A 12,028-nucleotide genomic window follows, 5' to 3' on the forward strand; every position below is an offset into this window, starting at 1 on the left:
GCATGTCAGAGCTTGCGCAGCCGCAACCGGTTGATGGAGTGGTCGGCGTCCTTGCGCAGCACCAGCGTCGCGCGCGGCCGGGTCGGCAGGATGTTCTCGATCAGGTTGGGCCGGTTGATCGAATGCCAGATGTCGCGGGCGGCGAACACCGCCTGCTCGTCGGTCAATGTCGCGTAGTGGTGGAAGTGCGACGCCGGATCGGCGAACGCCGTCGACCGCAGACCCAGGAACCGGTCGATGTACCACTGCTCGATGTCGTCGATGCGGGCGTCGACGTAGACCGAGAAGTCGAACAGGTCCGAGACCATCAGCGTCGGACCGGTCTGTAACACGTTGAGACCCTCGAGGATCAGGATGTCGGGATGCCGCACGACCTGCTTCTCGCTCGGCACGATGTCGTAGAGCAGATGCGAGTACACCGGCGCGCACGCGTGATCGGCCCCGGACTTGACCGTCGTGACGAAACGCATCAGCGCACGCCGGTCGTAGCTTTCCGGAAAGCCTTTGCGGCCCATCAGGTTTCGTCGCACCAACTCGGAGTTGGGGTAGAGGAAGCCGTCGGTGGTGACCAGGTCGACGCGCGGATGGTGTTCCCAGCGGGCCAGAAGTGCCTGCAGCACACGGGCGGTGGTGGACTTGCCGACGGCCACGCTGCCGGCCACCCCGATGACGAACGGCACCGGCCGGTCCGGGTTCTGCTGCACTCCGGACGAATCACCGAGGAACTCGGCCGTCGTCGCGAACAACCGCTGGCGCGCGGCGACCTGCAGGTGGATCAACCGGGCCAGCGGCAGGTAGACCTCTTCGACCTCGAGCAGGTCGATCTTCTCGCCGATACCGCGGAGCTGCTTGAGTTCGTCCTCGGTGAGCTTGAGCGGCGTCGACATGCGCAGATTCCGCCACTGACTCCGGTCGAACTCCACGTATGGGCTGGGTTCACTCAGCCGCGCCATGCGCTCAGTCTTGCATTTAACGTTGAGGCCATGGACGTCAGCACCTCAGATTCGTTGGTCCGCGAGTATCTGCTGCTCGGTCTGCGCTTCGACCGGGTGGAGGACGGCTACGTCGACGCGTTCACCGGGGACCCCGCGCTGCGCCGGGCGGTGGCCGCCGAACCGCAGCCCGATCCGGCCGACCTTGCGCGGCAGGCCGAGCGGCTGCTGACCGAGCTCCCGGCCGCCGACGGGCTGGACCCGGCGCGGGCCGACTACATCGCCGCGCACCTGCGGGCGCTGGCCTGCGCGGGCCGCAAGTTCGCCGGCGAGGACGTCGGCTTCGTCGACGAGGTCGAGGCCTACTTCGACGTGCACATCAGCAAGGGGGACCCGGACCGCTACCGCGACGCGCACCGCAGGCTCGACGAGGTGCTCGCCGGCGCGGGCCCGCTGGCCGACCGGATGCAGGCCTACCGGGCCGGCGAGGAGATCCCGCCGGCGCGCCTCGAGGAGTGCATCCACGCGTTCTCCAGCGCGCTGCGCGACCGGGTGCGCGCCGAGTATCCGCTGCCCGACGCCGAGACCATCAGCTACGAGGTCGTCACCGACAAGCCGTGGTCGGGTTTCAACTACTACCTCGGCGACTACAAGTCGACCGTCGCGGTCAACGCCGACCTCAAGCAGCAGATGGCCAACCTGCCGCGGCTGGTGGCCCACGAGTCCTATCCCGGCCACCACACCGAGCACTGCCGCAAGGAAGCGGGTCTCGTCGAGACCAGAGGTCAGGCGGAGCAGACGATCTTCCTGGTCAACACGCCGCAGTGCCTGATGGCCGAGGGCCTCGCCGACCTGGCGCTCTACGCGGCGATCGGCCCGGAGTGGGGCGGCTGGGCCGCCGAGATCTACGCCGACCTCGGCCTGCGGTTCGACGGTGAGCGCGCGCAGACGATCGCCGACGCGACGGCCGCGCTGGCCGACGTGCGCCAGGACGCGGCGCTGATGCTGCACGACGAGCACCGCGATGTCGACGACGTCGTCGCGTTCCTCAAGCGGTGGCTGCTGGTCAACGACGAACGCGCCCGCCAGATGCTGCGGTTTCTGTCGTCGCCGCTGTGGCGGGCCTACACCAGCACCTACATCGAGGGCTACCGGCTGCTGCGCGGGTGGCTGGACGCGCGCCCCGACGGCGTCAGCCTGACCCAGCGGTTCACCACCCTGCTCGACGAGCCGCTGATCCCGTCGTCGCTGCGGGCCGCCTAGAAGTCTCCGCCGATGCGCGGGGATTAGGCTGAGCACCATGACTGCAGACCCCGTGACCTCCCACGCTCCGGGCGCGGAATACGCCGAGACCGCGAGCGCCGCCTACCGGGCCGCGCTGCAGGTCATCGAGAGCGTGGAACCGCGCATCGCCGCCGCGACCCGCAAAGAGCTTGCCGATCAACGCGACTCGCTGAAGCTGATCGCCAGCGAGAACTACGCCTCGCCGGCCGTGCTGCTCACGATGGGCTCCTGGTTCTCCGACAAGTACGCCGAGGGCACGATCGGGCACCGCTTCTACGCGGGCTGCCAGAACGTCGACACCGTCGAGAGCCTGGCCGCCGAGCACGCCCGCGAACTGTTCGGCGCGCCGTACGCGTACGTGCAGCCGCACTCGGGCATCGACGCCAACCTCGTCGCGTTCTGGGCGATCCTGGCCACCCGCGTCGAGGCGCCCGAACTGGCCAACCTCGGCGCCAAGCACGTCAACGACCTGTCCGAGGCGGACTGGGAGACGTTGCGCAACAAGCTCGGCAACCAGCGGCTGCTCGGTATGTCGCTCGACGCCGGCGGGCACCTCACCCACGGGTTCCGGCCCAACATCTCCGGCAAGATGTTCCACCAGCGCAGCTACGGCACCGACCCGCACACCGGGTTCCTCGACTACGACGCGGTTGCCAAGGCCGCGCGCGAGTTCAAGCCGCTGATCATCGTCGCCGGCTACTCGGCCTATCCGCGGCGGGTCAACTTCGCCACGATGCGCGAGATCGCCGACGAGGTCGGCGCGACGCTGATGGTCGACATGGCCCACTTCGCCGGCCTGGTCGCGGGCAAGGTGTTCACCGGCGACGAGGACCCGGTGCCGCACGCCCACGTCACCACGACGACGACGCACAAGTCGCTGCGCGGGCCGCGCGGCGGCATGGTGTTGGCCCAGCCCGAGTACTCCGACGCCGTCGACAAGGGCTGCCCGATGGTGCTCGGCGGTCCGCTGTCGCATGTGATGGCCGCCAAGGCCGTCGCGCTCGCCGAGGCCCGGCAGCCCGCCTTCCAGGCGTACGCGCGCCGCGTCGCGGACAACGCGCAGGCGCTGGCCGACGGCTTCCTCAAGCGCGACGCCAACCTGGTCACCGGCGGCACCGACAACCACATCGTGCTGCTCGACGTCACCTCGTTCGGGCTGACCGGCCGCCAGGCCGAGTCCGCGCTGCTCGACGCCGGCATCGTCACCAACCGCAACTCGGTGCCCGCCGACCCGAACGGCGCCTGGTACACCAGCGGCATCCGGCTGGGCACGCCGGCGCTGACCACCCGCGGGTTCGGTCCCGACGATTTCGACCGGGTGGCCGAGTTGATCGTCGACGTGCTGTCCAACACGACGCCGACGCAGGCCTCGTCGGGACCGTCGAAGGCGAAGTACACGTTGGCCGACGGCACCGCCGAGCGGGTGCACGCCGCGTCCGCGGAGCTGCTCGAGGCCAACCCGCTGTATCCGGGGCTGACGCTGTAGAACGCCGCGCGACGCGCGGCCGCGGAATTTTATGATTCCCACAGAATTGGGTTACTGTAACCGCATGGCACAGAAACCTGTACCCAATGCGCTGATCCTCGAACTCGAGCCGGTCGTGCAGCAGGAGCTGCGTCGTCATATCGACAGCGAGGACCTGTGGTACGCGCACGACTACGTGCCCTTCGATCAGGGCGAGAACTTCGCGTTCCTCGGCGGGCGGGACTGGGATCCGTCGCAGGTGACGCTGCCCAGCGACGTCACCGATGCGCTGGAGATCCTGCTCATCACCAAGGACAACCTGGCGAGCTTCCACCGCGAGTTCGTGTTCAGCTTCATCCTCGAGGAGAAGTGGGGCCGCTGGATCGGTCGCTGGACGGCCGAAGAGCATCTGCACGCGATCGCGCTGCGCAACTACCTCGTCGTCACCCGTGAGATCGACCCGGCCGCCAACGAGGACGTCCGCGTCGAGCACGTGATGAAGGGCTACCGCGCCGACACCTACAGCCAGGTCGAGCGGCTGGTGTTCATGGCGTTCTTCGAGCGCGCGCACGCGGTGTTCTGCCGCAATCTCGAGGCCAGGATCACCGAGCCGGTCCTCAAGGGCCTGATCGGGCGCATCGCCACCGACGAGGAGCGGCACGAGGAGTTCTTCGCCAACCTGGTCGCGCACCTGCTGACGTCGAGCCGCGACGAGACCGTCGAGGCGATCGCGCGGCGCGCGGCCGAACTCGAGGTCGTCGGCGGCGACATCGACGCGTACGCCGACAAGGTGAAGCACATGGCCGAGGTCGGCATATTCGGGCCCGACCAGTTGCGCCAGGTGATCGCCGACCGGATTGCCGCCTGGGGCCTGGCCGACGAGCCCACGCTCCGCGAGTTCACACCCGCGTAACCGCGTTTTCACCGTCGCCGCAGCGCGACGGCAAACACTCCGGCGCGCCTGCACGGCGCAAGTGCCACAACGGGAGTAGCGTCGTTTCCGATGGCTAGCGACGTGCTCTGCTATCCGGGCGGTACCCGATTGCGATCGCGAGAGGGCCGGCCCCGGCCCTGGTGCCGCAGTGTCCGCCGACAGGTTCGCGGGGGACCCGCGGATAGCAGGAGCGCTACGTGATCGATTCGCCTCTCCGGACTTATGTGCTCGACACCTCCGTGTTGCTGTCAGATCCCTGGGCCTGCACGCGCTTTGCCGAGCATGAGGTCGTGGTGCCGCTGGTGGTCATCAGCGAGTTGGAAGCCAAACGGCACCACCACGAACTCGGCTGGTTCGCGCGCCAGGCACTGCGCATGTTCGACGATCTGCGGCTGGAACACGGGCGGCTTGATCAGCCGATTCCCGTTGGCACGCAAGGCGGCACGCTGCATGTCGAGCTGAACCACAGTGACCCGACGGTGTTGCCCGCCGGATTCCGCAACGAGAGCAACGACGCGCGCATCCTCACCGTCGCGGCCAACCTCGCCGCCGAAGGCAAGCACGTCACGTTGGTCAGCAAGGACATCCCACTGCGGGTCAAGGCCGGTGCGGTGGGGTTGTCGGCCGACGAGTACCACGCGCAGGACGTCGTGACGTCCGGCTGGACCGGCATGGCGGAGGTCGAAGTCGGTGGCGACGACGTCGACGCGTTGTTCGCCGACGGCGAGATCGATCTGGAAGCTGCGCGAGATCTGCCGTGCCACACCGGAATTCGACTGCTCGGCGGCAGCTCACACGCACTCGGCCGGGTGACCGCCGAGAAGCGGGTGCAGTTGGTGCGCGGCGACCGGGAGGCGTTCGGGTTGCGCGGCAGGTCGGCCGAACAGCGGGTGGCGCTCGACCTGCTGCTCGACGAGTCCGTCGGCATTGTCTCGCTCGGCGGCAAGGCGGGCACCGGCAAGTCGGCGCTGGCGTTGTGCGCGGGCCTGGAGGCGGTGCTGGAACGCCGGACACAGCGCAAGGTCGTGGTGTTCCGGCCGCTCTACGCCGTCGGCGGTCAGGACCTCGGCTACCTGCCCGGCAGCGAGAGCGAGAAGATGGGCCCTTGGGCCCAAGCGGTTTTCGACACGCTCGAAGGTCTGGCCAGCCCCGCGGTGCTCGAAGAGGTGCTCTCGCGCGGCATGCTCGAGGTGCTTCCGCTGACCCACATCCGCGGCCGCTCGCTGCACGACTCGTTCGTGATCGTCGACGAGGCGCAGTCGCTGGAACGCAACGTCCTGCTGACCGTGCTGTCGCGGTTGGGTGCGGGTTCGCGCGTGGTGCTGACTCACGACGTCGCGCAGCGGGACAACCTGCGCGTCGGCCGCCACGACGGCGTCGCGGCGGTGATCGAGAAGCTCAAGGGCCACCCGTTGTTCGCCCACATCACGCTGCTGCGCAGCGAGCGCTCGCCGATCGCCGCGCTGGTCACCGAGATGCTCGAGGAGATCAGCCCGGGCGCGCTGCCGTGACCCGCTAGTGGCGGCGGCCGGTCTGGACCAGGTACCAGCCGGCGGCCGCCGCGCCACCCAGCGCCAGCACCCGATCGCCCCGACCGCTCCTCGGCAGGTCCAGCAGTGACACGAGACCCAGCACAGCGAACCCCGCGCCGAGGGCGGGCTGACTGGTGGCCGTCGTGACCAGCGCGGGAGCTTGAGCGGTCATCGGTGGGGCAGCTTCATCGGTGCGCACCGGTTCTCCTGTCGATGGCGTGGCCGGGGGAGCGACTCGACGGTAAACCTGTTGCACCGCACAGGGGAATAGGGACTTTCCCTACGTTTCCGATTCGTGCGGCCTGCCGATGTGGCGGCCCAGCTCGGCGCGCGACTTGATCCCGAGTTTGCGGTAGATCCGCGCCAGGTTCGCCTCGACGGTCTTGGGGCTGATGAACAGCGCGGTGGCCACGTCGCGGTTCTTCATCCCCGACGCCGCCAGCTCGGCGACCCGCTGTTCGGACGGCGTCAGCTGCCCGTCGCGGCGCGGCCCGACGTTGGACCGCGACAACTCCGCGCGCGCCCGGTCGGCCCACAGCGGCACGCCGAGGTCCTCGAACGTCTCCAGCGCCTCCTGCAGATGCGCCGACGCCGATTCCTTCTTGCGTTGCCGGCGTTCGATCTGCCCGAGGATCAGCAGCGTGCGGCCGCGCTCGAACGGCATGGGCAGGTCTTCGTGGACGGTCAGCGCATACTCGGCGGCCGCCTGCGCGCCGTCGAGGTCACCCTGCGCGGCCAGCAGCATCGCCCGCGACCGGGATCCGACGGCGAGCATCCACGGGCGGTTGACCCGCCGGCCGTTGCGCTCCAGCGCCGCGATCAACGGCTCGGCCTCGGCGAGCCGCTCGAGGTGGATGAGCGCCTCGACGGCGTCGGGCATGTAGTTGGCGTCCGGCAGCTCGGTCGGCGTGGTCTGCGGATCGAAGGCCGACAGCATCGGCTCGACCGCGGCCACCACGGCCTCGTAGTTGCCCAGCGACAGCTCGAGGAAGCCCAGCGCCGAGCGCACCCGCGCCGCGAGCCGCAAGGTGCCGGTGCGCCTGCCGGATTCGAGCGCCTCCTCGATCGCCGCCCTGGCGGCGGCCTCCTCGCCGGCGAACGTGGTCAGCAGCGCCCGCAAGCTCTGCGTGAGGAACTGCGGGGTGTGCCCGCCGAGCTGGCGCGCCTTGTCCAGGGCGTCCTCGGCCACCGACCGGGCCTCGTCGAAGTCCCCGTGCATGATCGCCGTCGTCACCACGTGCTGCGAGATGAACACGTGCTCGCCTTCTTCGCCCTTCTCCAGGCAGCGCGCGCGGATCTTGTCCAGCTGCGCGCGGGCCTGCTCGAGCTGGCCGGTCCACTCGAGCAGCAGCGCGTGCTGGATGCTGGGCCGAAACACCAACGGCGTCAACGCTTCCTGATCTTCGAGCTCGAGCGCCCGCTGTAGCAGCTCGTCGTCATAGCCCGCACCGGTGGCGAACCGCAGGGTGACCACCATGCCCAGCGCCATGCTCAGCAGGTGCGGGTTGTCCAACTGTTCGGCGTCGGCGGCGGCTTCCTCGGCCGTCGCCAGGGCGTCGGCCAGCGTGTTGCCGTGAAACCGCGCGTAGGCCAACGTGATCAGGGCCTGTACGCGCAGCGGCCGGTTGTCGCGCACCTCGTCGAGGGCCTCCCGCAGGACGCGCGCGGCCTCGAAGAATCCTTCGTTGTAGAGCCGCACCACGGCCAGCCGGGTCAGGGCTTCCGCACGCAGATCGCCCGACGGCAGTTGTCCGATCGCCTCCTCGAGCACCGCCGCCGCCCGCTCCTGGTCACCCGCATCGAAGTGGTGCAGCGCCGACAGCAGCCGCCGGTCCGGGGTGTCGCCGCCGAGCCCGATCGCCAGATCGAGCAGTTCGGCCGCCGCCGCCGGCGCGCCCCGCACCCGCGCCGACTCGGCGGCCATGTCGAGCGCCTTGAGTGTGACCTCGTCACCGCTGGTCGCGGCGAGCGCCAGATGCCGGGCCCGCAACTCGGGTTCGTCGACGATCTCGGCGAGCCTGCGGTGCATCGACCGGCGCCTGCCGGGCGGCGCCTGGGTGTACACGCCGCGGGCGAGCAGCGGGTGCGCGAACTGGATCCGGTTGCCGTCGATCGCGATGATGCCTTTGCTCTCAGCGGTTTCCAGCAAGTCGACCAGATCGTCGTCGTCGCTCTGCGTGGCGCTCGACACGAGTTCGACGGTCGGGGCGGCCAGGCAGGAGGCCGCCAGCAGCGCGTCGTGGACCTCGGGTTCGAGACTGCCGAGCCGGGTGCGCACCACGTCGGTGAGTGTGCGGGGCAGCGCCGTGTCGATGCCCGACGCGTGCTCGTCGATCGCGCGGGCGAGTTCGATTGCGTAGAACGGGTTGCCGCCCGATACCTGGTGGATCCGCCCGATGGCGGGCCGGGAGAACGGTCGACGCAGCCGTGAGGACACCGCGGCGTGCAGGTCGGACACGTTGAGCGGCCGCAGCCGGATCCGGTTGACCGCCTCCGGTCGCGGCAGCTGCAGCCACGCCGCGCCCGCGCCGTCACCGGCCTCGGTGCGGACGGTGGCGAGCAGCCCGGCGGGGCCTGTGAGGCGGCGCGCGGCGAACGCCACCACGTGCATGCTCGACGGGTCCAGCCACTGCAGGTCGTCGACGGCCAACAGCACCGGGCCCTGCTCGGCCAGGCGCTCGACCACCGACAGGAACGCCGCAGCCACCGCCCGCTGGTCGGTGACGACGTCGGTCTCGGCCCGCAGCAGCACCTGGTCGACGGCGAGCAGCTGCGGGGTGGGCAGCTCCGCCCACGCGCCCGCGTCCACCTCGTCGAGCAGATCGGCCAGCGCGGTGTACGCGAGCACGGATTCGGCGGCCGCCGCGCGGGTGGACAGCACCCGGAACCCGGCCTGCTGCGCTTTCTCGACGGCAGCTAACCACAGGGTGGTCTTGCCGATGCCCGCCTCACCCTCGATCAGCAACGCCGACGGGCCATCGGCAGCCGCCCTCAGGAAGGCGGCAATCGCCCGCTGATGGGTTGGCTGGCCGACCACGACGTCCCCCGGCATGTTGATCAGGATTACAGGTGGACTGCAGCAAACGCCAATGTTTGGCAATCACGAACGCAAGGCTTGACAACGGCGAACAGGTTATACCCGTTAAGCGTCGGGCCTACCCATCAGCCGGCCCAGCTCGGCGCGCGACCGGATGCCCAGTTTGCGGTAGACCCGCGCGAGCGTCGCTTCGACGGTCTTGGCGCTGAGGAACAGCTCGTTGGCGACGTCGCGGTTGGTCAGCCCGGCAGCGGCCAGTTCGGCGATGCGCGATTCGGCGGCGGTCAATGCGGACGGGGTCGCAGGCCCGCTGCTGAGCCCGCTCAGCGCGCTGCGGGCGCGGTCGGCCCACAGCGGCGTGCCGAGGCGCTCGAACGTGGCCAGCGCCTGGCGCAGCGACGCCGTCGCCGCATGGTCGCGGGCCCGCCGCTGCAACTGGCCCAGCACCAGGGTGGTGCGCGCCTGCTCGAACGGCATCGGCAGCCGGTCGTGCTGCTCGACCGCCCGACGCGCACCGCGCACCGCGCCACGCAGGTCCCCGGCGGCGGCCAGCAGCAGGGCACGGCAGCGCGCGCCGTGGGCCAGCATCCACGGCCGGTCCAGCCGCTCGCCGTTGCGCTCGAGCGCCGCCACCAGAGGTTCGGCCTCTTCGGTGCGGCCGAGTTCGACGAGCGCCTCGACCGCGTCGGGGATGTAGGAGGCGGCCTGAATTTCCGTCGAGTCCGGGACGAACCGGTCGATCAGCGGCTGCAGCGATCCCACCGCGGCGGCGTAGTTGCCGAGCGAGACCTCCAGCAGCCCATGCGCGGTCACCGTCCAGTCCCGATGCCACGCCGTGCCGCTGCGCTCGCTGGCGTCGGTCGCTTCGGCGATGGCCCGCCGCGCCTCGCGCTCGTCGCCCCGGTAGACCGCGAGCCACGCGCGCAGCACCGCGCTGAGCATCGCCGGGAACCCGCCGCCGAGCTGCTGGGCCAACTCGTCGACGTTGTCGGCGAGCTGTTCGGCGGTCGCCAGATCGCCCCGCCAGATGCGGGTCAGCGCAACGTAGAACTCGACGAAGACGAGCTCGCCCTCCTCGCCTCGTTCGACGCAGCGCCGTTCGATCTCCCGCATCAGGTCGAACGACGCGTCGAGCTCACCGATGCAGGCCAGGATCAGCGCGTGCTCGAGGCTCGGTCGGAGCATGACGGGCGCGAACAGGTCGTGGTCCTCGAGGTCCAGGGCGCGCTGCATGCTGGCCTCGTCCACCCCGCCGCCGGTGAAGTACCGGATGATCGCCTGCGCGCCGAGCGCCTGGCTGAGCAGGCCGGGCACCCCGACCCCCTCGGCGCAGGCGACGGCTTCCTCGGCACGCCGGTGCGCGGTGTCCGGGTCGCCGGTCATGTACAGCCCGTAGGCCAGCGTGGTCAGCACCACCGCGCGCAGCGGACCGTCGGGCCGGTCCTCGGCCAGTGCGCGCTGCAGCAGTTCGACCGCGTCGACGAAGCCGTCGTCGATGAAGCGCACCACCGCCAACAGGTGCAGCGCCTGCGCGCGCCCGGGGCCGGGCCGCAACTCGGCGATGGCGCGTTCCAGCAGCGTCCGGGCGCGGCCCGGGTCACCACCGTCGAAGACGTGCGCCGCCAACCGGATTCGGCGCTCCGGCGTCGACCCGCCGAGGGTGATCGCCAGTTCCATCAGTTCGGCAGCGGCGGCGGGCGCACCGCGGGCCTGGGCGCCGGCCGCCGCGCGTTCCAACGCGGTCACGGTCTCGTCGTCACCCGTCGTCGTCGTCGCCAGTGCGAGGTGCCGGGCCCGCATTTCGGGTTCGCCGACGACACCGGCGAGCCTGCGGTGCATCTGCCTGCGCTCGTCGGTCGGGGAGCTGGTGTACACGCCGGTGGCCAGCAGCGGGTGGGTGAATCGGATCCGGTTCCCCTCGATCGCGATGATGCCCTGCTGCTCGGCGGCTTCGAGCAGCTCGACGGTCCGGTCGTGTCCGGCGCCGATCGCCGCGACGACGAGGTCGACGGTCGGCGCGGCAGCGGTGGCGGCCGCCAGCAGCGGAGCGTGCACGTCGGCCTCCAGCCCGTCGAGCCGGGCCTGCACGACGGCGGACAGCGTGTGCGGCAACGGCTTGTCCTCACCGCTGTCGAACACCTTGGCCAATTCGATGGCGTAGAACGGGTTTCCGCCGGAGATGTCGTAGATCCGGGCCATCTTCGTGCGCGGCACCGGCCGGCCGAGGTGCTCGGTGACGACGGACTGCAGTGCGCGAGAAGCCAACGGTCGCAGCGCGATCCGATGCACAGCATCCGGGCGGCGCATCTGCAGCCAGGAGACCGGATCGCCCGGGCCCTCGGTGCGGACGGTGCCGAGCACCCCCACCGGTCCGGACAGCCGGCGCGCGGTGTAGGCCAGCACGTGCACGCTGGACTGGTCGATCCACTGCGCGTCGTCGAGAGCGAGCAGCACCGGCGCCTGCTCGGCGAGCTGCTCGACGACCGACAGGAACGCCGCCGCGACCGCGCGTTGATCGGTGGGTGCGGCCTCGGCGTCACCGCGGACCTGTTCGAGCGCCACGCGCTGGGCGCTCGGCAGATCCGCGACGACGTCGGCAGGCACGTCGCCGAGCAGCTCGGCCAGCGTGGCGTAGGCGGCGACGGACTCCACGAAAGCCGTTCGGGCGGACAGGATTTGGAATCCCTGGCCGGCTGCCCGGTCCAGCGCCGCGAGCCACAGCGTGGACTTGCCGATGCCGGCCTCACCGTCGATCAGCAGTGCCGACGGCGCCTGCGACGCGGCGTTGAGGAACTCCGCGACCGCGGCCTCCTCCGTGGGCCGGTTCGCGAGGTAGGTCGGCAT

The 12,028-nt window shown here is 70.4% G+C and carries 8 protein-coding genes; 4 read left to right on the top strand and 4 right to left on the bottom strand.

Annotation, left to right across the window (positions count from 1 at the left end; translation table 11 throughout):
• Window positions 1-5: 5 nt before the first annotated feature.
• Window positions 6-953: a type I pantothenate kinase gene (gene coaA, locus BLW81_RS13750; protein WP_083407636.1), complete on the bottom strand. Its 948-nt coding sequence runs from the start codon at window positions 951-953 to the stop codon at window positions 6-8.
• A gap of 30 nt (window positions 954-983) precedes the next feature.
• On the opposite strand from coaA, the gene BLW81_RS13755 reads away from it, so the two are divergent.
• The 4 genes from BLW81_RS13755 to BLW81_RS13770 all read left to right on the top strand — a co-directional run bounded on the left by BLW81_RS13755 (window position 984) and on the right by BLW81_RS13770 (window position 6,126).
• Complete coding sequence (locus BLW81_RS13755) at window positions 984-2,195, top strand: DUF885 domain-containing protein (RefSeq protein ID WP_083407637.1); 1,212 nt, start codon at window positions 984-986, stop codon at window positions 2,193-2,195.
• 37 nt (window positions 2,196-2,232) lie between these two features.
• A complete protein-coding gene (locus BLW81_RS13760; RefSeq protein ID WP_083407638.1) occupies window positions 2,233-3,702 on the top strand; it encodes a glycine hydroxymethyltransferase in 1,470 nt (489 codons plus the stop codon).
• A gap of 64 nt (window positions 3,703-3,766) precedes the next feature.
• A complete protein-coding gene (locus tag BLW81_RS13765) occupies window positions 3,767-4,594 on the top strand; it encodes an acyl-ACP desaturase (RefSeq protein WP_083407639.1) in 828 nt (275 codons plus the stop codon).
• Between the two features lie 218 nt (window positions 4,595-4,812).
• Complete coding sequence (locus BLW81_RS13770; protein ID WP_083407640.1) at window positions 4,813-6,126, top strand: RNA 5'-3' helicase PhoH2; 1,314 nt, start codon at window positions 4,813-4,815, stop codon at window positions 6,124-6,126.
• A gap of 4 nt (window positions 6,127-6,130) precedes the next feature.
• Here the strand turns inward: BLW81_RS13770 and BLW81_RS13775 are convergent, their stop codons facing one another.
• The 3 genes from BLW81_RS13775 to BLW81_RS13785 form a co-directional block, all read right to left on the bottom strand.
• Window positions 6,131-6,319 (bottom strand): hypothetical protein, encoded by a 189-nt coding sequence (locus BLW81_RS13775; RefSeq protein WP_083407641.1) that lies wholly within the window; start codon window positions 6,317-6,319, stop codon window positions 6,131-6,133.
• A gap of 108 nt (window positions 6,320-6,427) precedes the next feature.
• On the bottom strand, window positions 6,428-9,199 hold the full coding sequence (locus BLW81_RS13780) for a helix-turn-helix transcriptional regulator (protein WP_083407642.1): 2,772 nt from the start codon (window positions 9,197-9,199) through the stop codon (window positions 6,428-6,430).
• A 90-nt stretch (window positions 9,200-9,289) separates the two neighbouring features.
• Window positions 9,290-12,028 (bottom strand): AAA family ATPase, encoded by a 2,739-nt coding sequence (locus BLW81_RS13785; protein WP_083407643.1) that lies wholly within the window; start codon window positions 12,026-12,028, stop codon window positions 9,290-9,292.

The sequence above is a fragment of the Mycolicibacterium rutilum genome, from assembly GCF_900108565.1.
Lineage (GTDB): Bacteria > Actinomycetota > Actinomycetes > Mycobacteriales > Mycobacteriaceae > Mycobacterium > Mycobacterium rutilum.

Excerpts from the sequence above, each read along its gene's own strand:
- BLW81_RS13785 (WP_083407643.1), bottom strand. The coding sequence starts at position 12,028 with ATGCCGACCTACCTCGCGAACCGGCCCACGGAGGAGGCCGCGGTCGCG.
- BLW81_RS13760 (WP_083407638.1), top strand. The coding sequence starts at position 2,233 with ATGACTGCAGACCCCGTGACCTCCCACGCTCCGGGCGCGGAATACGCC.
- coaA (WP_083407636.1), bottom strand. The coding sequence starts at position 953 with ATGGCGCGGCTGAGTGAACCCAGCCCATACGTGGAGTTCGACCGGAGT.
- BLW81_RS13755 (WP_083407637.1), top strand. The coding sequence starts at position 984 with ATGGACGTCAGCACCTCAGATTCGTTGGTCCGCGAGTATCTGCTGCTC.
- BLW81_RS13765 (WP_083407639.1), top strand. The coding sequence starts at position 3,767 with ATGGCACAGAAACCTGTACCCAATGCGCTGATCCTCGAACTCGAGCCG.
- BLW81_RS13780 (WP_083407642.1), bottom strand. The coding sequence starts at position 9,199 with ATGCCGGGGGACGTCGTGGTCGGCCAGCCAACCCATCAGCGGGCGATT.
- BLW81_RS13775 (WP_083407641.1), bottom strand. The coding sequence starts at position 6,319 with ATGACCGCTCAAGCTCCCGCGCTGGTCACGACGGCCACCAGTCAGCCC.